This window comes from Arthrobacter vasquezii (genome assembly GCF_029455255.1).
Taxonomy (GTDB): Bacteria; Actinomycetota; Actinomycetes; order Actinomycetales; family Micrococcaceae; genus Arthrobacter_D; species Arthrobacter_D parietis.
The window spans coordinates 100392-118770 of the sequence record NZ_JAROKN010000002.1 but is presented as its reverse complement, the minus strand read 5'-3'; the positions used below and the strand labels follow the sequence as shown (position 1 = coordinate 118770).

21 protein-coding genes are annotated in these 18379 nt (G+C 63.6%); 11 read left to right on the top strand and 10 right to left on the bottom strand.

What is annotated here, in order from left to right; translation table 11 throughout:
- Both P4U43_RS01675 and P4U43_RS01670 read right to left on the bottom strand, forming a co-directional pair.
- Entirely contained in the window at positions 1-741 is a 741-nt protein-coding gene (locus P4U43_RS01675; RefSeq protein ID WP_277357173.1) for an ABC transporter permease, read from the bottom strand.
- A complete protein-coding gene (locus P4U43_RS01670) occupies positions 738-1685 on the bottom strand; it encodes an ABC transporter ATP-binding protein (protein ID WP_277357172.1) in 948 nt (315 codons plus the stop codon). The genes P4U43_RS01675 and P4U43_RS01670 overlap by 4 nt, the downstream gene beginning before the upstream one ends.
- Positions 1686-1875: 190 nt before the next feature.
- Between P4U43_RS01670 and P4U43_RS01665 the strand changes: the two genes are divergently transcribed.
- From P4U43_RS01665 to P4U43_RS01640, 6 genes are all read left to right on the top strand, one after another.
- The gene (locus P4U43_RS01665; protein ID WP_277357171.1) at positions 1876-2715 is read left to right on the top strand and encodes a helix-turn-helix transcriptional regulator; all 840 of its coding nucleotides are present in this window, start codon (positions 1876-1878) and stop codon (positions 2713-2715) included.
- Positions 2715-4190, top strand: coding sequence for a Fe-S cluster assembly protein SufB (sufB, locus tag P4U43_RS01660; protein ID WP_056547588.1), 1476 nt, complete (start codon positions 2715-2717; stop codon positions 4188-4190). The genes P4U43_RS01665 and sufB overlap by 1 nt, the downstream gene beginning before the upstream one ends.
- Positions 4190-5488 carry a Fe-S cluster assembly protein SufD gene (gene sufD / locus P4U43_RS01655; RefSeq protein WP_277357170.1) on the top strand — a complete coding sequence of 433 codons (1299 nt, stop codon included), beginning with the start codon at positions 4190-4192 and terminating at the stop codon, positions 5486-5488. The genes sufB and sufD overlap by 1 nt, the downstream gene beginning before the upstream one ends.
- On the top strand, positions 5488-5865 hold the full coding sequence (locus P4U43_RS01650) for a non-heme iron oxygenase ferredoxin subunit (protein ID WP_277357169.1): 378 nt from the start codon (positions 5488-5490) through the stop codon (positions 5863-5865). Before sufD ends, P4U43_RS01650 begins: the two co-directional genes overlap by 1 nt.
- A 73-nt stretch (positions 5866-5938) precedes the next feature.
- The gene (sufC, locus tag P4U43_RS01645) at positions 5939-6712 is read left to right on the top strand and encodes a Fe-S cluster assembly ATPase SufC (RefSeq protein ID WP_056547845.1); all 774 of its coding nucleotides are present in this window, start codon (positions 5939-5941) and stop codon (positions 6710-6712) included.
- 32 nt (positions 6713-6744) lie between these two features.
- Complete coding sequence (locus P4U43_RS01640; RefSeq protein ID WP_056547596.1) at positions 6745-7074, top strand: metal-sulfur cluster assembly factor; 330 nt, start codon at positions 6745-6747, stop codon at positions 7072-7074.
- 74 nt (positions 7075-7148) lie between these two features.
- Here the strand turns inward: P4U43_RS01640 and P4U43_RS01635 are convergent, their stop codons facing one another.
- Positions 7149-7673, bottom strand: a complete 525-nt coding sequence (locus tag P4U43_RS01635) for an O-acetyl-ADP-ribose deacetylase (RefSeq protein ID WP_277357168.1) — start codon at positions 7671-7673, stop codon at positions 7149-7151.
- A 113-nt stretch (positions 7674-7786) separates the two neighbouring features.
- Between P4U43_RS01635 and P4U43_RS01630 the strand changes: the two genes are divergently transcribed.
- Positions 7787-9193 (top strand): class I adenylate-forming enzyme family protein, encoded by a 1407-nt coding sequence (locus P4U43_RS01630; RefSeq protein WP_277357167.1) that lies wholly within the window; start codon positions 7787-7789, stop codon positions 9191-9193.
- A complete protein-coding gene (locus P4U43_RS01625) occupies positions 9171-10361 on the top strand; it encodes a thiolase family protein (protein ID WP_404800678.1) in 1191 nt (396 codons plus the stop codon). The genes P4U43_RS01630 and P4U43_RS01625 overlap by 23 nt, the downstream gene beginning before the upstream one ends.
- A gap of 28 nt (positions 10362-10389) precedes the next feature.
- On the opposite strand, the gene P4U43_RS01620 is transcribed toward P4U43_RS01625, so the two are convergent.
- From P4U43_RS01620 to P4U43_RS01610, 3 genes are read right to left on the bottom strand one after another with little or no spacing between them, the layout of a single operon-like run.
- Complete coding sequence (locus P4U43_RS01620; protein ID WP_277357165.1) at positions 10390-11055, bottom strand: energy-coupling factor transporter transmembrane component T family protein; 666 nt, start codon at positions 11053-11055, stop codon at positions 10390-10392.
- Positions 11052-11762, bottom strand: coding sequence for an energy-coupling factor ABC transporter ATP-binding protein (locus tag P4U43_RS01615; RefSeq protein WP_277357164.1), 711 nt, complete (start codon positions 11760-11762; stop codon positions 11052-11054). The genes P4U43_RS01620 and P4U43_RS01615 overlap by 4 nt, the downstream gene beginning before the upstream one ends.
- An 8-nt stretch (positions 11763-11770) precedes the next feature.
- Positions 11771-12406, bottom strand: a complete 636-nt coding sequence (locus tag P4U43_RS01610) for a biotin transporter BioY (RefSeq protein WP_277357163.1) — start codon at positions 12404-12406, stop codon at positions 11771-11773.
- A 140-nt stretch (positions 12407-12546) separates the two neighbouring features.
- On the opposite strand from P4U43_RS01610, the gene P4U43_RS01605 reads away from it, so the two are divergent.
- Positions 12547-14145, top strand: coding sequence for an ABC-F family ATP-binding cassette domain-containing protein (locus P4U43_RS01605; RefSeq protein ID WP_277357162.1), 1599 nt, complete (start codon positions 12547-12549; stop codon positions 14143-14145).
- On the opposite strand, the gene P4U43_RS01600 is transcribed toward P4U43_RS01605, so the two are convergent.
- From P4U43_RS01600 to P4U43_RS01590, 3 genes are read right to left on the bottom strand one after another with little or no spacing between them, the layout of a single operon-like run.
- Positions 14142-14957, bottom strand: coding sequence for an SURF1 family cytochrome oxidase biogenesis protein (locus P4U43_RS01600; protein ID WP_277357229.1), 816 nt, complete (start codon positions 14955-14957; stop codon positions 14142-14144). The two genes, P4U43_RS01605 and P4U43_RS01600, sit on opposite strands and share 4 nt — an antisense overlap.
- 2 nt (positions 14958-14959) lie before the next feature.
- A complete protein-coding gene (locus P4U43_RS01595) occupies positions 14960-15241 on the bottom strand; it encodes a hypothetical protein (protein WP_404800677.1) in 282 nt (93 codons plus the stop codon).
- A complete protein-coding gene (locus tag P4U43_RS01590) occupies positions 15238-15648 on the bottom strand; it encodes a DUF3099 domain-containing protein (protein WP_277357161.1) in 411 nt (136 codons plus the stop codon). The genes P4U43_RS01595 and P4U43_RS01590 overlap by 4 nt, the downstream gene beginning before the upstream one ends.
- 125 nt (positions 15649-15773) lie before the next feature.
- Between P4U43_RS01590 and fabG the strand changes: the two genes are divergently transcribed.
- Together fabG and P4U43_RS01580 are read left to right on the top strand one after the other, a co-directional pair.
- Positions 15774-16517, top strand: a complete 744-nt coding sequence (gene fabG, locus P4U43_RS01585; protein ID WP_056547620.1) for a 3-oxoacyl-ACP reductase FabG — start codon at positions 15774-15776, stop codon at positions 16515-16517.
- A gap of 64 nt (positions 16518-16581) precedes the next feature.
- Positions 16582-17325 (top strand): SDR family oxidoreductase, encoded by a 744-nt coding sequence (locus tag P4U43_RS01580; RefSeq protein WP_277357160.1) that lies wholly within the window; start codon positions 16582-16584, stop codon positions 17323-17325.
- A 31-nt stretch (positions 17326-17356) separates the two neighbouring features.
- Here the strand turns inward: P4U43_RS01580 and serB are convergent, their stop codons facing one another.
- On the bottom strand, positions 17357-18238 hold the full coding sequence (gene serB / locus P4U43_RS01575; RefSeq protein WP_404800680.1) for a phosphoserine phosphatase SerB: 882 nt from the start codon (positions 18236-18238) through the stop codon (positions 17357-17359).
- Positions 18239-18379: the final 141 nt, after the last annotated feature.

Sequence of the window (18379 nt, the reverse complement as noted above, 5' to 3'; positions counted from 1 at the left end):
CTAACTCCATTTGAACCAGCGGACGGCGGCCAGGCCCACGACGGCGGCCCAGCCGCACAGCAGTGCGAAGGACAAGGCATCGAATGTGCCGGAGGTAAGGGCAGTGCGCAGCCCGTCGCCCAGTGCGGCTGAGGGCAGCAGCGCAACGACGGGCTGGATGACCTCGGGCATGCTGCTGCGGGGGATGACAGTACCGCCGACGGCTGCCAGCAGAACCCACGCCAGATTGGTCACAGCAAGGGTTGCCTCGGGCCGGAGGGTTCCGGCTATCAGGAGCCCCAGAGCAGTGAAGGCCGCGATTCCCGGCACCAGCATGGCAAGTGCCGGAAGAATCCCGCTGAGCGGGGGCTGCCAACCAAGCAGAACCGCCATCGTGCCGATGACTGTGATTTGGATAGCGAGAACCGCACCCACCGCGAGGACCTTCCCCAAAATCAGCCCACTGCGGCCGAGCGGGGTGGTCGAAAGGAAGCGAAGCACACCGTAACGGCGGTCGAACCCGGTTGCGATCCCTTGTCCGGTGAATGCCGTGGAAAGTACGCACAGCGCAATCACACCCGGGGTCCCTGCCTCGAGCCGCGGCACGCCGAGAACATCGAAGAAGGGGGTGAAGGCAATGGCGCTCAGTGCAAGCAGGGGGAGCACGATGGCCAGAACGAGCTGTTCCCCATTGCGAAGCATGGCGATCGTCTCATACCTGCCATGCTGCAGGACCCGCACGGGCAGCGGGGAAGCGCTCATCGGATACTCCGTCCGGAGACATCGAGGAAGACGTCCTCCAACGAGCGGGAGGTCAGGGAGATCGAGGCCGGCAGGATGCCGTTCTCTGCCCACCAGGCAGCGATGACTGCCAGGTCCTCTGGTGTTAGTGCGCCGTTCACGCAGTATTTGCCGGGCGAGGGCTCAGAGACATCGAGATGGACCAGGCGGTCGGCGGGCAGTGTGAGGCCGATCTGCGCTTCAAACCGAAGCTCCCGGGCGGCATCCGCGGTATGGGCGGTCAGTTCGGCCACTGTTCCCTGTCTGACCGTCCTGCCCTGGTCAATGATGTAGACGTAATCCGCGAGCCGTTGGGCGTCGTCGAGCAGGTGAGTGGTCAGAATGATCGCAAGGCCTTCGTCCCGAAGCTCCGTAATCAACTCGAAGACGATATTGCGTGACTGCGGATCAAGTCCTGCACTTGGCTCATCGAGGAAGAGCACTTCAGGATTACCCACGAGGGCACACGCAAGGGCAAGGCGCTGCTTCTGGCCTCCCGAGAGCCGCCTCACCGAGGTCCGTGCGAATGAGTCGATTCCAAGCCGGGCTGCCAGCTGCTCGACATTGAGGGGTGAGGCATACATGCCGGCTACGTGGTGCAGCAGGGGCAGTGGCCGGACTGCCGGAGGCAGCCCGCCCTCCTGCAGCATGATGCCGACGCGGCTGCGAAGTGGGGCGCCCGCGCGCCACGGATCTTCGCCAAGGAGGCGCACGCTGCCGCCGCTGGTCTTCTGCAGGCCCTGCGCGCACTCGAGCGTGGTGGTCTTGCCCGCTCCGTTGGCGCCCAGCAATGCGGTGACGCTGCCCATGTCAGCGCGGAGACTGACGCCGTCGAGCACGCGGATCATCTTGCCGTCGAGGGATGAGACTGGGCCGAAGTCCTTGACGAGCCCGCTGACTTCGACGGCGGGATGGGAGGAAGACACCGGATAATTCTACGCCACGTAGTAGCTGTCTCACGATGGCTCTGTCGGCACACCGGATGGGTAGCCTCGCCTTACTGGAAGCGGGTGGGCTTCTGGAATAGATTAGGACATGGTTATGTTGTCTTAATTGGCTCGTTCCGCTCAATTTGAGCTCCAAGCCTACTTCCCAATGCACCCTAAGGAGGCCCCAATGTCACATTCCGTTGTCCCGGGCCGTACCAAGGGAGATAGCGTTTTCGGTGGAGTTGACGATGCCGATTCCCGCCGCGCCGTCGATGAGCGGACCAGGGATAAAGTGCTTTCCGCAGTTCTTGAGCACGGTCCGGTGAGCGCGGCTGAACTCGGCGACCGGCTGGGTTTCACGCCGGCGGCGGTCCGGCGCCATCTTGACGCGCTGTCCCGTGACGGCCTGATCGAGGTCAAAGTCATCGGCAGTCCTTCCGCGGGTGCAGGCCGTCCCGCGCGCCGCTATGTCCTCAGCCAGCGGGGCCAGACACGGCTGGGCAACGATTATCTGCACATCGCGCAGGCAGCGCTAGGTCAGCTACGGGAGATCGCGGGGCCTGACGCCGTCCGCCAATTTGCAGCGGGCAGGTTCGCCGACATGGAGGAGCGGTACCGGCCGGTCATTGAGTCCGCGGGGGACCGCCTCGAAGACAAGGCTGCAGCGCTTGCCGAAGCACTGAGCCTTGACGGATTCGTCGGCTCCACACGGGAAATCGGCCGAAACGCACCCCATGCGGCGATGCTGAGCGTGCAGCTCTGCCAGGGACATTGTCCCATTCAGGAACTCGCGGCTGACTTCCCCGATTTCTGTGAACAGGAAACCGATGTTTTCGCCCGGCTGCTCGGCGTGGACGTTCGCAGGCTGTCCACTCTCGCAGCCGGCGGCCACGTCTGCACAACACACATACCGATCGGCCGCATCGCGCGCGCCGGTGAAACTGCCCGCCAATCACCCGAAAGCGACGCCCCGGCGCCGCACCCATACGTAACAAACGTCTCCAACCATCAGCAAGGAAGGCCGTGATGACGGATCAGACAGATCAGAAGGCATTGGTTCCCGAGGCCGTGCCCGCAGGAGTACTCAGCGACATCCTCGAGAGAAATCCGGAGCTCGAAGGCATCGGTACCTACGAGTATGGCTGGTCCGACAAGAACGACGTCGGCGCCAACGCCCGTCGCGGCCTGAGCGAAGAGGTTGTCCGCGACATCTCCGCCAAGAAGAACGAGCCCGAGTGGATGCTCGATCTCCGGCTGAAGGGCTTGAAGTACTTCGACCGCAAGCCGATGCCCAACTGGGGCGCGGACCTGTCGGGCATCGACTTCGACAACATCAAGTACTTTGTGCGGTCCACCGAAAAGCAGGCCGGTAGTTGGGAAGACCTTCCCGACGACATCAAGAACACCTACGAAAAGCTCGGCATCCCTGAGGCTGAGCGTAATCGCTTGGTTTCCGGCGTCGCCGCGCAGTACGAATCCGAAGTTGTCTACCACCAGATCAATGAGGAACTCGAGCGCCAGGGCGTCATCTTCATGGACACCGACACCGCGCTGCGGGAGCACCCTGAGTTCTTCGAGGAGTATTTCGGTTCGATCATTCCGGTCGGTGACAACAAGTTTGCTTCACTGAACACCGCTGTCTGGTCCGGAGGCTCTTTTGTCTACGTACCGCCCGGTGTCCACGTTGAGATTCCGCTGCAAGCCTACTTCCGCATCAACACGGAGAACATGGGTCAGTTCGAGCGGACACTGATTATCGCTGACGAAGGCTCCTACGTGCATTACATCGAAGGCTGCACGGCACCCATCTACACGTCAGACTCGCTGCACTCCGCCGTCGTCGAAATTGTGGTCAAGAAGAATGCACGCGTTCGCTACACCACAATCCAGAACTGGTCCAACAACGTCTACAACCTGGTAACCAAGCGGGCCATCGCGCATGAAGGCGCCACCATGGAGTGGATCGACGGAAACATCGGCTCCAAGGTCACCATGAAGTATCCGGCTGTCTACCTGGTCGGGGAGCATGCCAAGGGCGAGACGCTGTCGATCGCATTCGCCGGCGAGGGCCAGCACCAGGACACCGGATCCAAGATGGTCCACATTGCGCCGAATACGAAGTCTTCGATCATCTCGAAGTCGGTCGCCCGCAGCGGCGGGCGTGCCGCATACCGCGGTCTGGTGCAGGTCCGGGAGGGCGCAACTCACTCGGCCAACACCGTACGCTGTGATGCCCTGCTGGTTGACACCATCTCCCGCTCAGACACCTACCCGTACGTGGACATCCGTGAAGACGATGTCACCATGGGCCACGAAGCCACGGTCTCGCGAGTGAGCGAAGAGCAGTTGTTCTACCTTATGTCCCGAGGGATGCCCGAGGACGAGGCCATGGCGATGATCGTGCGCGGATTCATTGAACCCATTGCACGTGAACTCCCCATGGAGTACGCGCTCGAACTGAACCGCTTGATCGAACTCCAGATGGAAGGAGCCGTAGGTTAATGGCTGAAACCACCCAGTTGACCCCCGAACTGACTGACGAGAAGGCCCGTATCGGATCACCGTCGAGCCCGGAGAAAATTGCCATTGACGGCTTCACCGAGGAAGGCGAAAACCTTTCCCCGACGAACACCGGCGCCGAGCAGCACGGGTTGAAGAAGCACAGCCACGGGGATGACCCTGTTGTGCCGGAAGCATCTCGAGGCGAGCGGCTCAAATCTTACAAGCTTGCCGACTTCCCACCACTGACCGGCCGCGAAGAGGACTGGCGGTTCACGCCGATCAAGCGCCTCCGCGGTCTGCATACCGATGCCCTGACAGGCAGTGGGCCCGAGGTTACCGTGTCCGGTGCATCGAACATCCTGGTGGAAACCGTCGAGCGCACGGATTCCCGCTTCGGTTCCGCAGCGATTCCTGAGGACAGGGTTGCCGCGGCCGCGTGGGAGGCGGTTACGCAGGCAACCGTCGTGACCATCCCCGATGAGACGGAAGCCGACTGCGACGTCACCATCTCGATCAACGGCACCGATGAGGCTCCCGCTGCACAGCACCTCATCATTTCTGCAGGGAAGTTCTCCAAGGCTGTCGTGGTGCTCGACCACCATGGCAAGACCACTCTGGCGCAGAACATCGAGATTGTGGTCGGAGACGGCGCGCAGCTCACGGTGGTAAGTGTCCAGGAATGGGACGACGACGCCGTACACGCCTCCTCGCAGCAGGCGAAGATCGGCCGGGACGCCCGTTTCAAGCACGTGGTCGTCACTCTGGGTGGCGACCTCGTGCGGCTCACGCCGTCGTCATTCTTCACCGCTCCCGGCTCCGAGGTGGAAATGTACGGCCTCTACTTCGCCGATGCAGGGCAGCACCTTGAGCAGCGGCTCCTCGTTGACCACGCCGTACCGAACTGCAAGTCCCGCGTCACCTACAAGGGTGCCCTGCAGGGACAGGACGCGCACACTGTCTGGGTAGGCGACGTGCTGATCCGCAAGGAAGCCGAGGGAACGGATACGTACGAGACCAACCGGAACCTGTTGCTCACCGACGGCACCCGCTCGGATTCCGTACCGAACCTCGAGATCGAAACCGGCCTGATCGAAGGCGCCGGACACGCGAGCGCAACAGGCAGGTTCGACGATGAGCACTTGTTCTACCTGATGGCCCGCGGGATCGATGAGAAGACGGCCCGCCGTCTGGTAGTGCGCGGATTCCTCAACGAGGTCATCCAGCAGATCAAGGTTCCGGTACTGGAAGAGCGCCTCACGGAAGCCGTGGAGCGCGAGCTGGCTGCAGGGAACTACTGATGACCCGGACACCTGAGAACGGCACCGGGCCGCAGGGCGAGCTCGTCTGCAATGTGAATGATATTGAGGTCAAGCAGGCGCTGCGGATCCTCATTGACGATTACCCCGTAGCAATCGTCAAAGATTCCGACGGCGGCATCCACGCAATCGGCGACACTTGCTCCCATGCCGATATTTCCCTTTCCGAGGGTGATGTCGAGGGCTGCAGGATCGAGTGCTGGGGACACGGTTCCCAGTTCGATCTGCGCAGCGGCATGCCGCTCCAGCTTCCCGCCTACGAGCCTGTGCCGGTTTTTGCACTTGAGATCCACGGTGACGAGGTTTACGTCGACATCACTACGGTGACCAACTCGGCGCCTGTCCCCGATCGCGGCTAGAACTGTCACGAGCCAAAACACTTTCGAACATTTGAGCAACCCTGCACTGCAGGATGCAAAGGAGAACCCAAAGATGTCCACCCTTGAGATCAAGGATCTGCACGTCAGCATCGAGACGGAACAGGGCGCCAAGCCCATCCTCAAAGGCGTCAGCCTGACTATCAACACCGGCGAGAGCCACGCCATCATGGGCCCGAACGGCTCCGGAAAGTCGACCCTCGCATCCACCATCGCCGGTCATCCCCGTTACACCGTGGACAGCGGCTCGATCACCCTCGACGGTGAGGACGTCCTGGAGATGAGCGTCGATGAGCGGGCCCGCGCCGGACTCTTCCTCGCTATGCAGTACCCGGTCGAGGTTCCGGGTGTCACCATGACAAACTTCCTGCGCACGGCCAAGACCGCACTCGACGGCCAGGCCCCGAGCCTCCGGCACTGGACCAAGGACGTGAAGGAGGCAATGTCGCAGCTGCGCATTGATGCCGACTTCGCTCAGCGCAACGTGAACGAGGGCTTCTCCGGCGGCGAGAAGAAGCGCGTGGAGATCCTTCAGCTCGAACTGTTCAAGCCGAAGTTCGCCATCCTGGACGAGACCGACTCAGGTCTCGACGTCGACGCGCTCAAGGTGGTGTCAGAGGGCGTCAACCGTGAGCACAGCAAGGGCAACATGGGCACCCTGCTCATCACCCACTACACACGCATCCTGCGGTACATCAAGCCTGACTTTGTGCACGTCTTCGTCGACGGCCGAATCGCTGAAGAGGGCGGCCCTGAGCTCGCCGATCGCCTGGAGGAAGAGGGCTATGACCGCTTCCTCGTGGCCGGTACAGCTACTGCCGGCGCCTGATCCGGCTACCGACACAAAGAGAGGCTCCTGACATGAGCGATGTGAACGCAGCACAGACATCCCTTGAGGATGTCGAAGAGTCGCTGAAGGACGTCATTGATCCTGAGCTCGGCGTGAATATTGTCGATCTTGGTCTGTTGTACGGCTTGAAGTACGCCGACGACGGCGCTCTGCTGATCGACATGACCCTCACCACCGCAGCGTGCCCCCTGACCGACGTGATCGAGGAACAGGTGGGGCAGGCGCTCGATGGGGTAGTCGACGACTGGAGGCTCAACTGGGTGTGGATGCCGCCGTGGGGGCCCGAAAAGATCACCGACGACGGCCGCGATCAAATGCGGGCACTGGGCTTCAATATCTAGCCCATCCGGAACACCGGTCCGCACACAAGGGGAGGCAGCGCTGCGAGCGCTGCCTCCCCTTGTGTGCGTCAGTGTCAGCCTTTACTGTTCGTGTGAGCGTGCCGAAAGACCGAAACAAGCCGCTCCGAAAACAGCACGAAGCTGATCTGCCGGATACCGCCGTCGTAGTCAGCAACCCTCGCGAACGCAATTCTGGCCACCGCGTCGGGGTCCCAACCAAAGATCCCGGCGCTGATCGCGGGAAAGGCAACCGAGCGTGCGCCCAGCTCGTCGGCGACCTTGAGACTCTGTCGGAAGCAGGACTCAAGCAGCGCGGGGTCACTCTGGCCCGCATGGCGGTTGGGACCGACGGTATGGACTATCCAGCGGGCAGGCAGCCTGAATCCCGGCGTCGCGACAGCCTGACCCACCGGCAGCCCGCCGGGCAAAGAATTCGCGCGGATTTCACGGCACGCTTCGAGCAGTTCCGGCCCCGCCGCCGCATGGATGGCACCGTCCACCCCACCTCCGCCCAGCAGCGATGAGTTCGCTGCATTGACGACGGCGTCGACGTGCTGGGTGGTGATGTCACCGTGGAGGATCTGGACTTCCGGTGCCATGACGGTCACATCCGTTCTGCCCGGTGACAGGACCGCGCGGTTCGACAGCGATGAGCGTGTGCACCAATGTACTAACGTTTGCGGTATTGCCAGAAGAGGGAGACGCCCCAACCATGCCCTTCATCGACCGTCTGCTGTACTGGGCACGCCGCGAACCCGGGCGGAATGCCGTCGTCGCCGGGTCCCTGCGGCTGACCTACGGCGAGCTGGCTGCACGGGCGTCCTCACTGCAGTTGCCTGAAGGAGGAATGATCGCCCTACAGATCAGCGATCCGGTGCATTTCGCCGTTGCTTTCACCGCCGTGGTTGGACAGGGTAGATGCGCCGCCGTCCTTGATCCCCGCTGGCCGAGTGATCTTCGGGTCAGGATCCTGGAGGCCCTCCATCCGGACGCCGTGATCACTTCAGCGGATCCGACGGAGGCCGCGCACCCGTCTTCGCTGGCCGACGCAGCTGCCGACGCGCGCTTTTACTGCGGATTCACCTCTGGCACGTCCGGAGTCCCGAAAGGGTTTGTACGAACTGTCGGTTCGTGGTCCCGCTCACTGGAGCGGAGCGTGAACTGGTTCGGTGTCACTCCGGGGTTGCGTGTCTGTGCACCGGGTCCGCTGGCTGCCAGCCTGAATCTGTACGCCCTCGCCGAGTGTCTCTACGCCGGTTCGACCTTCCACTCACTGGCACCCGGGGATAGGGCAGCGACAGGTCCGCTGACGGCGCAGGTCCTAAGGTCCGAGCGCATCGAGCATCTCGTCGGGGTCCCGTCCACACTGCGGCTGGCTCTGGACCGAATCGAGGGAGAACTACCGGAACTGCGCACCGTGGTATCCGGCGGCGCCCGGCTTTCCGCGGCGGACACCCAGATCATCCTGCGCAGTGCGCCGGCCGCCCGCGTCTTCGAGTACTACGGCGCGTCGGAGCTGAGCCTGGTCACCGCCCGGCGGGTGGACGGCTTTGACGGGAACGATGTCGGCCGTCCCTTCCCAGGGGTGCGGATCAGGATCGACGCGGACAGCGGTTCCGGCCGGCACGGCAACGTGGGTACCATTTCCGTCCAGACCGACACAGCGATCGAAGGTTATCTCTTCGGAGACGACGGACGCGCCTTCCGGCGCGACGGGAGCTGGGTCACGGTGCAGGACCAGGGCTGGATTGACGACGACGGCGCGCTGCACCTGACCGGTCGGCACGGCGACATGCTCGTGGTCGCGGGAAGCAATGTCTATCCGAGCGAGGTCGAAGCCGCGCTCGCGACGGCAGGTCATCCGGCCGCCGTCGTGCTCGGGGTTCCGGACGCACGCCGTGGCTGCGCGCTGGCCGCTGTCATCCAGGCGCGCCCGGATGCCGTCATCGACACCCGGGCCCTTCGCACCCGGCTGAAGGAGCTGCTGCCCGTCGATAAGGTGCCGAAACTGATCCTCCGAACCGGGCGGCTACCGTTGACCACCGCGGGGAAACCGGATCGCGCCGCGCTGAAGGCGTCAGTAATAGGAAGGGACGGTGCCCTTGAGCGGCTTGCCTGAGGACCGTCGGGACGAGAGGCGGGCCGTCATTGCCCTCTGCCGCCGCACACCGTTCGGCCGCCTCCGCGGGGTGTTCTCGTCGACCGAGGCGCATGATCTGCTCGCAGCCGTCCTGCACGCCGCGTACCGGGACGCCGGCCTTCCGGAGAGTGGCCTGGCGGACGTCATCATCGGCAATGCCGCCGGTGGAGGAGGCAACGTAGCGCGGTTGGCAGCGCTGGCCGCGGGCCTGCCGGTGGAGGTACCCGGCCTCACGATCGACCGTCAGTGCGCTTCCGGTCTCGACGCGATCTCGTTGGCCTGCCGGCTCGTGGAGTCGGAGGCAGGCGCTTGGTTCATTGCCGGGGGTGTGGAAAGCTGCAGCACCGCTCCCTTGCGCGCGCACCGGTTGACCTCGCTGCCCGGAGCGCCCGACTTCTTCTCCCGCGCGCGGTTTGCACCGGAGACTCACGGCGATCCGAGTGCCGGCCAGGCAGCTGAGAACGTTGCCGCCGCCTTCGGCATCCAACGTGACGAGCAGGACCAGTACGCCCTCCGCAGCTACACCCGCACCGCCGCAGCGCTCGATGGAATGTCGGCGGAGATAGTTCCGATTGCCGGCTGCGACACGGACGAGACACCACGTCGTGGGATGACATCGAAGGTCCTGTCCCGATTCCCACCGGCATTCACGGCGGCCGGGAGCGTTACCGCCGGCAATTCCTGTGCCGATGCAGACGGAGCGGTAGTCGCCGTCGTGACGAGCCGTGCACGTGCCAGGGCGGCGGGCTTCAACACAGTGCTTGAATTCCACGGTTCTGCATCTGCCGGAGGGGCACCTGCCCTCTTTGGAACCGCCGGCGCGCACGCGGTGCTGAAGCTCCTCGAAGGGATCCAGTTGAACAGGAACGCTGTATCCACCTGGGAGTACAACGAGGCCTTCGCGGCGCAGGTGCTCGCCTCGGCGCAGCTGTTAGGAGTTGCCCCTGAACGTCTCAACCTCCACGGCGGGGCTCTTGCCTATGGCCACCCATATGGTGCTTCGGGCGCGATGCTTGTTGCCAACCTTCTGCGCCAGGCCGCCATGCCGGGCGGCCCCCGGGACGACGGCGGCTGGTCGGTGGCTGCGGTGAGCGCAGCCGGCGGCGTAGGGACAGCCGCCGCTTTCCGTACGGTGAGCCTCCAGTAGCAGCGGGAGGATCCGCTGCCCAGCAGCCCTACGAACCGGACCGGGATGCTCCACCGGGAGTGCCGCCGTCGTGATCTGCTTCCGCGAGACCGCGTGCTGCGAGCGCATCTCCGGTCTGCTGTGCATAGGCCACCGCACCGATGAAGACGGGAAGGATCAGCGCGCGTGGATTGCGTTCCAGGCCGCGGGCACGGGCCGCGTCGCGGGAATCCTCCGCAGAGCCGACCAGATAGGGGATGCTGCGCAGCATCAGTGCGACGGTCAGCCCAAAGCGTTCCGGATCGGCGCCAAGCGGCTGCAGCGGACGAGCCAGTGAAACCAGTCCGTCGAGAATGCGTTGGCTCTCGGTTGTCAGCGTGATCAGCAGGGCAGCCAGAACGCAGGTCACGATGTTCCCGACTACGAGGAACGCTGGAAGGAGTCCCGCGCTGAACCACTGGAACGCTCCAAGGACGACGATGAGCAGCCACATCTTCCGAAGGGGCTGGAGCAGCTCGCGGAACCCAAGCCGAGCACCCCCGAGGTAGGCCAGGACAACCAGGCCCAGACCGGCCAGTGTGGCTTCCAGCGAACTTAGTGCCAGGACCACCACCGACAGCACAGCCACCGGCAGGAACTTGGCCCACAGGGGAGCGGCATGCAGGATCGATCTGCGCTCCACATACGCGCCAAGCAGGCTGGCGTGACCCCTCACAGCGGCCCTTCAGCGGACGCATCATGCAGGCTGAGCTCGCGGTAGGCGGCGACGGCGTCGGCGGGGACGCCGTCGAATATCACCCGGCCGGAATCAACCACCAGGGTGCGTTCAGCCTGCAGCGCGAAGTCCAGCGAATGGGTGGTGAAAATGACCTGCTGGTCAAGACCGCGGAACAGGCGCCGCACGCGTTCTGAGTTACGGAGGTCCAGGAGGGTGGTCGGTTCGTCCGCAACGAGGACCTTGGGATCACACGCAAGGACGGTTGCGAGGGCGAGGAGCTGGCGTTCACCGCCCGAGAGGTCGTAGACGCTCTGATCCGCAAGATGCGCGAGTCCGAATCGGCCGAGAACTTCAACAGCTGCCGTGCGCCGCGCCCCGCGGTCTCGGTAGCGCCGGCGCAGGGACAGCTCCACGTCTTCACGACCGGTGGGCATCACCAGTTGGGACAGCGGGTCAGTGAACATGAAAGCCACGCTTTGCCGGACCGCCGCGCCTTTGCGCGCGGTGTCCAGCCCGTCGACCGTCACCTGACCGGACGTCGGCAGGACCAGTGAATTGATCAGTTTCAACAGGGTGGACTTGCCGGATCCGTTTGCGCCGATGATGCTGATGCGGCTTTCTACCAGTGAGAGATTCAGCGGTGCCAGGATGGTTCGTGGTACCGGATGATCTGCCTGTACGGCTGCTTCGCTGAACTGGATCATTGCCTAGCTCAGCGCCGGCGGGCTGAACGGGACTGGAGACGGGGGAACGCCTTGAGAACACTGAGCCCGATTGCAGCGGCCGCCAGGTTCTTCAGGACATCTCCGGGGAGGAAGACGACGTCGGCTGCGATGGCAGCGGCGAGGTCAAGTTTTGCATTGATCATCATGCCGATGATTCCCAACGGATGTGTGATGAGCAGGCTCGTCACAGTGCAGGCAACGAACAGTGCAAGGAACCGGTAGCGGGAAAACCGGCGGAAGACGATGCGTGCGAGGAAGCCGACCACGAAGGCTGCAATGGGAAACGCGATGATGTAACCGGCTGATGGGCCGAAGAGGACACCGATACCGCCTCGGAACTGGCTGAAGATCGGCAGTCCCGCGAGCGCAACGGCCACGTACAGGCTGAGGGCTGCGCCCGCCCGCCACGGCCCGAGCACAATTCCGGTCACCATGATTGCCAGGGTCTGCAAAGTGATCGGCACCCCCACCTGCCCCACCGGTATAGCGGGTAGGATGGCACTGGCGGCCACGACGGCTGCGAAGACCGCGATCAGCGAGAGATCGGTCGCATTCCAGGAAGAACGAGCCCGTGCCGGAGTATCGGCGGGTGTGGAATGCGGAGCCGGATTCGTCTGTTGCATCGTGACGCTTTCTGTGAGATCTACACAACGGTGAGCTGTTACTTACCGAGATTAGTGCGGAAAGAAGCAAACGCTTTTGTAGGTTTCCTACAACATTGAGGTCCGGCCTACAGCGCCGGAACAGGAAAGGCCCAGCCACCGTGATTACCGTGTCGAATCTTGAATTGCGCGCGGGCGCAAGGCTGCTCATGGATCAGGTGTCCTTCCGGGTGGACCGGGGAGACAAGATCGGGCTCGTCGGGCGAAACGGCGCCGGCAAGACAACGCTGACCCGGGTATTGGCGGGGGAGGGTCTGCCGGCCGCCGGCACCATCACCCGCACCGGGGAGATCGGCTACCTGCCGCAGGACCCGCGCACTCCCAACATGGAGCAGTTGGCCCGTGACCGGATCCTCTCTGCCCGCAACCTGGACGTTGTTGTCCGGAAGCTGCGTGAGACGCAGGACCAGATGGCCAGTGAAGATACCACCGTCCGGGACAAGGCTATGGCTCGCTATGACCGCCTGGAGACGGAGTTCCTCGCTCACGGCGGCTACGCGGCAGAAGCCGAGGCGGCTGCTATCTCCTCGAATCTCGCGCTTCCGGAACGAATCCTCAACCAGCCGCTGAAAACACTGTCGGGCGGTCAGCGCCGACGGGTGGAGCTCGCGCGCATCCTTTACTCCGGCGCTGAAACCATGCTCCTCGATGAGCCGACCAACCACCTGGACGCTGACTCCATTACCTGGCTGCGGGAATTCCTGAAGAATCACCAGGGCGGGCTGATTGTCATCAGCCACGATGTGGAGCTGCTTGAAGCGACCGTCAACAAGGTGTTCCAGCTTGATGCGAACCGGGCCACCATCGACCTGTACAACATGGGGTGGAAGCGCTACGTCCAGCAGCGTGAGACCGATGAGCGGGCGCGCAAGCGGGAACGGGCCAACACCGAAAAGAAGGCCCAGGTGCTGATTGACCAGGCCAACAAGATGCGCGCCAAGGCAACCAAGGCGGTCGCTGCCCAGAATATGGCAAAGCGGGCTGAGCGGATGCTCTCCGGGCTCGATGACGTACGCGCACAGGACCGCGTCGCAGCTCTGCGCTTCCCCGAACCGGCGTCGTGCGGCCGCACGCCGATGACGGCAGAGGGTCTGAGCAAGTCCTATGGCTCGCTGGAAATTTTCACCGACGTCGATCTGGCCATCGACCGCGGCTCCAAGGTGGTGATTCTCGGGCTGAACGGTGCGGGCAAAACCACCCTGTTGCGCATGCTTGCGGGGGTTGACAAGCCGGATACCGGCGAGATCATCCCCGGTCACGGACTGAAGGTGGGCTACTACGCCCAGGAGCACGAGACGCTTGACACTGAGCGCACCGTCCTCGAGAACATGCGGTCTTCGGCACCGGACATGCGGGACGCAGAGGTCCGCGGCATTCTCGGTTCCTTCCTGTTTTCCGGAGACGACGTCGACAAGCCGGCAGGAGTCCTCTCGGGCGGCGAGAAGACCCGCCTCGCCCTTGCAACGATCGTGGCATCATCCGCCAATGTGCTGCTGCTCGATGAGCCCACCAACAACCTGGACCCGGCAAGCCGCGCGGAAATCCTGGGAGCCCTGCGGAACTACTCCGGCGCGGTGGTGCTCGTCAGTCACGACGAGGGCGCTGTGGACGCGTTGAACCCGGAACGGGTAGTGCTGCTGCCTGACGGCGTGGAAGACCTCTGGAACGACGACTACCTTGACCTGGTGACGCTCGCCTAGAGTCCCTGGGCGTCCAGAATCGCATCTTCTTCCTGCTCGGAGGAGGGGCGGCGGCGTGCCCGTGCTGGCGCTGACTGCGCATGCTCGTCCTCATGGTCGATGCGGTACTGCTGCCGGGCGGCATAACCCAGACCGACGAACAACAGCACTCCGAAGGCGAACCACTGCATGGAATAGGACAGGTGCGGCCCGAGATCGATAGCCGGCTTGGCCGGCGCGATCGGGGCTGTGGCCGGGGCCGGTGTTTCGCTGGCTACCAAACCGTATGCAGCGGTGGAAATCGGATACTCCAGCTGCGATTGATAGGTAGCCAGGTCAATGGAGGCCAGTTGTCCCTGCGGCGCCGACCGGTCCAGGTCCGGCTCTGCCGGACGAATGCGTGCAACGACGGTGACTTCTCCCTCCGGCGCCGGAGGAACTGTATCGGGGCGGCCCGCGCGGTCGTTGCCAATGGGCAACCACCCACGGTTGATGACGACGGCGGTGCCGTCCTGGAGCTTCAACGGAACCAGAACTTCGTAGCCCGGCCGGCCGCCCAGCGGCCGGTTACGTACGATGCGCTGGTTGGCGGAGTCATAGTGTCCGACGAGCGTGACAGGCGCCCATTCCGTTGCCCCATCGAAAGACTCAAACAGCGACGGCGAGTAGGGGATCGGCGCGAGATCATAGTTTGCCTCGACCGTGTTCACAGTAGCCGCCGCCTGGTCCCGCCGGTCCAACTGCCACAGCCCCAGTGCGCTGCAGGCTGCGGCCAGCACCAGAACGAGCGCCAACCAGCCGAACCAGCGGGGTGTCGCCAGGTATTTCAGTATCTTCACGACGCCGCCGGACTGCCTTCCAGCGGCAGCGTCTGCTTCCAGAGTCCTCTGGTGGTGAGGTACTCCTCCAGCCACTCGCGGTGCTCGCTGCAGGCCAGCCACGTCTTTCTGCGCTCAGGAGTGTGAATGCGGGGGTTGTTCCAGAGGAGTTGCCAGGACGCACTCTGTCCGCAGGCTTTCCGGGAGCAGATGGGGTTGCCGTGCGCTGTAGATGCAGCCCTGGTTGAAGACTGTGCTGTTGAGGGAACTGCGCCCGGCAACTGGTCGAAGATGCTCACGATGTTCCTTCCTGCTTCCCTGCTTCCTGATCGAGCTCCGGCTCGTCTTCGATGATCTCGCCCTGCAGCGTGACGGGCTCCTCTTTCACTGCCGCCGGTGCCGGTGCTTCCAGTTCCGCGGCAGGAGCACGGTCGAGCAGCGAATCGCTGTGGGCGAGGTTGCTGGTGTCGCTTCCACCATTCGCTATGATCACCGCGAAATAGGGAAGGAACACGGCTCCCGCGATCATGACCCACTGCAGCCAGCCCTCCACCACGAAAACGAGGATCAGGCAGACCATGCGAATTCCCATGGACACGGAATACTTGATCATCCGCTGGCGCATGTCATCGCTGTGCGCCTCGCGGGCATCACTGATGTTATGGATTTCCGGGCGGCGCTTTGACTGAAGGCTCAGCTTGATCATCACACTCCAAGGGGACTACTCCATTGTCTCACTCCCGAGCCCCCACTTAAAGTTCCCGGCAACATCGGTCAGTGCAGATAGGATCGAACGGATGCTCAGCACCGCTCCCTCCGAAAGGACCCTCCGTGCAGGAACAAGACACCGCTGGAACGCCCGAGAAGAAAACCGGACGCAGCGTCCTGGTAACGGGAGGCAACCGGGGGATCGGGCTGGCAATTGCTCAGTCCTTCCTCGCCAACGGTGACCGGGTGGCCATCACGTACCGAAGCGGCAATGTTCCGGCCGGGATGCTCGGGGTGAAAGCGGACGTCACGGACAACGCGCAGGTCGATGCCGCCTTCAGCGAAGTTGAGAACACCCACGGCGCTGTTGAGGTGCTGATCGCGAACGCGGGTATCACCAGGGACACCCTGCTTCTTCGGATGAGTGAAACGGATTTCACGGACGTCGTAGACACAAACCTCACCGGCTCCTTCCGGGTGATCAAGCGGGCCAGCAGGGGGATGCTTCGCCTGCGAAAGGGCCGGATTGTCCTCATCTCGTCAGTGTCCGGGCTGTATGGAGCGCCGGGACAGATCAATTATTCGGCGTCCAAGGCCGGTCTCGTGGGAATCGCACGCTCGCTGACGCGGGAACTCGGATCGAGGGGAATCACCTGCAACGTGGTTGCTCCCGGCTTCATCAACACGGACATGACCGCCGCGCTTCCGGCCGAAACCCAGCAGACCTACCTCTCCTCCATCCCGGCCGGCCGGTTCGCGGATGCAGACGAGGTTGCCAACGTGGTCCGGTGGGTTGCCAGCGACGAGGCGGCCTACATTTCAGGGGCCGTCATCCCCGTTGACGGCGGACTCGGAATGGGTCACTGACCACCACAGCAGTTCTTCGCACTACACAGCCAAAGGCACAACCGAATCAAGGAGGGCCCCGGACATGGGCGCACTGGACAGCACAACGGCAATCGTCACGGGATCGTCCCGCGGAATCGGCGCTGAGGTGGCAAAGCTCCTGGCCGCGCAGGGCGCCGCCGTCGTCGTCAATTACCGGCAGAAGGCGCCCCGGGCAAACAAGGTGGTCGCGGGCATCGAGGCCGCCGGCGGCCGTGCCGTGGCAGTGGGCTCGGACCTGACTGCCCAGGACGGCGCACAGGCACTCGTGGACGCTGCTGTGCAGAATTTCGGTGGACTCAACCTGCTGGTCCTCAATGCCTCCGGCGGTATGGAGTCCGGCCTCGGGGAGGACTACGCGCTCAAGCTGAACCGGGACGCACAGGTCGGCATGCTCACAGCAGCTCTTGACGCCATGCCCGCCGGCTCCCGTGTCGTCTTTGTCACGAGCCACCAGGCCCACTTCATCAACACGGTGGAAACGATGGACGCGTACGAGCCGGTAGCGCGCAGCAAACGTGCAGGTGAGGATGCGCTTCGGGAGATGGTCCCGGCGCTGACCGAGCGCGGCATCAGCTTCGTCGTCGTTTCCGGAGACATGATCGAGGGCACGGTCACCGCTGCCCTGCTCGACCGCGCGGCGCCGGGCGCCATCGAGGCCCGCCGGCAGGAGGCCGGACGCCTCTACACGGTGGAGGAGTTCGCGGCCGAGATTGTTGCCATGGCAACCGCTGATGTTCCCACCGGCCACACAGAGTACGTAGGCGGAGCTGAGCACTTCACGCGCTAGCCCTTAGCCGGCTGCCGCGAAGAGCATGGACCTACAACCGCACGAAGTGGCGGACCACGTCAAGATAGGGAAAATTCACCGCAACATCAGCGGCTGACCGCACCGCCGGCTTGGCGTTGAACGCGACGCCAAGCCCGGCAGCGGCCAGCATGTCCAGGTCATTGGCGCCGTCGCCCACTGCCACCGTACGTTCGAGCGGTATCCCGGCGGCCTCGGACCATGCCCGCAGGCACCGTGCCTTCTCCGCCCGGTCCACCACCGGACCGATCACTGAACCCGTGAGCGTGCCGGCGTCCACGCCCAGTTCATTGGCTTTGGCATGGGTGAGGTTCAGGCGCGCGGCCAACGGCTCGAGGATCTGGCTGAATCCGCCCGAAACCACCGCAACAACATGACCAGCATCCAGGAATGCCGCGACCAGATGTTCTGCACCTTCGCTCAGCTCGATCCGGGTGCCGACATCATCGATGACACCCTCAGTCAGCCCGGCGAGCACGGCTACCCTCGCATGCAGACTCTGTGCAAAATCCAGTTCGCCGCGCATTGCGGATTCCGTGACGGCAGCAACCTCCGCTTCCCGGCCGGCGTGTGCTGCAAGGAGCTCGATGACCTCCTGCTTGATGAGGGTCGAGTCCACATCCATGATGAGCAGTTTGGTTCCCTCGCCGAGGAGCGCCGTAGGCACCACCGCGATGCCCGTTTCATCTGACAATAGCGGCGCAACCGTCGTGCGAAGCGTATCGATGCCGTCATCGGAACTGACGGTCAGGCAGGCAACCTGGTAGCGGCCGTCGTCGTTCCGGCTTTCACCGACGACGACGGCGCCACTTTCCTGCAGGGCGCGGCGCACCCGCAAGCAGTGAGCATCCTCCAACCGGGCGCCGAAGCTGACCACCCTGAACATCTCCGCCACGTGCGCCAACGGCCTTTCCTCGATCCGAATCTCCTTTGTCATTATGATCCCCTGCCCGGCGGCGGTGAAACCGGTGACGGGCCATACGGATTTCCGGTCATGCCGCCGCTGTTCATTTAACGTTCAAGGCTGCTCTTGGCC

What these genes read in the sequence shown, in the direction of transcription:
- sufD (WP_277357170.1), top strand. Translation starts at nt 4,190, where the DNA reads ATGGCTGAAACCACCCAGTTGACCCCCGAACTGACTGACGAGAAGGCC.
- P4U43_RS01615 (WP_277357164.1), bottom strand. Translation starts at nt 11,762, where the DNA reads ATGATCCAGTTCAGCGAAGCAGCCGTACAGGCAGATCATCCGGTACCA.
- P4U43_RS01675 (WP_277357173.1), bottom strand. Translation starts at nt 741, where the DNA reads ATGAGCGCTTCCCCGCTGCCCGTGCGGGTCCTGCAGCATGGCAGGTAT.
- P4U43_RS01630 (WP_277357167.1), top strand. Translation starts at nt 7,787, where the DNA reads ATGCCCTTCATCGACCGTCTGCTGTACTGGGCACGCCGCGAACCCGGG.
- P4U43_RS01665 (WP_277357171.1), top strand. Translation starts at nt 1,876, where the DNA reads ATGTCACATTCCGTTGTCCCGGGCCGTACCAAGGGAGATAGCGTTTTC.
- P4U43_RS01635 (WP_277357168.1), bottom strand. Translation starts at nt 7,673, where the DNA reads ATGGCACCGGAAGTCCAGATCCTCCACGGTGACATCACCACCCAGCAC.
- P4U43_RS01640 (WP_056547596.1), top strand. Translation starts at nt 6,745, where the DNA reads ATGAGCGATGTGAACGCAGCACAGACATCCCTTGAGGATGTCGAAGAG.
- sufC (WP_056547845.1), top strand. Translation starts at nt 5,939, where the DNA reads ATGTCCACCCTTGAGATCAAGGATCTGCACGTCAGCATCGAGACGGAA.
- P4U43_RS01650 (WP_277357169.1), top strand. Translation starts at nt 5,488, where the DNA reads ATGACCCGGACACCTGAGAACGGCACCGGGCCGCAGGGCGAGCTCGTC.
- P4U43_RS01610 (WP_277357163.1), bottom strand. Translation starts at nt 12,406, where the DNA reads ATGCAACAGACGAATCCGGCTCCGCATTCCACACCCGCCGATACTCCG.
- P4U43_RS01580 (WP_277357160.1), top strand. Translation starts at nt 16,582, where the DNA reads ATGGGCGCACTGGACAGCACAACGGCAATCGTCACGGGATCGTCCCGC.
- sufB (WP_056547588.1), top strand. Translation starts at nt 2,715, where the DNA reads ATGACGGATCAGACAGATCAGAAGGCATTGGTTCCCGAGGCCGTGCCC.
- P4U43_RS01590 (WP_277357161.1), bottom strand. Translation starts at nt 15,648, where the DNA reads ATGATCAAGCTGAGCCTTCAGTCAAAGCGCCGCCCGGAAATCCATAAC.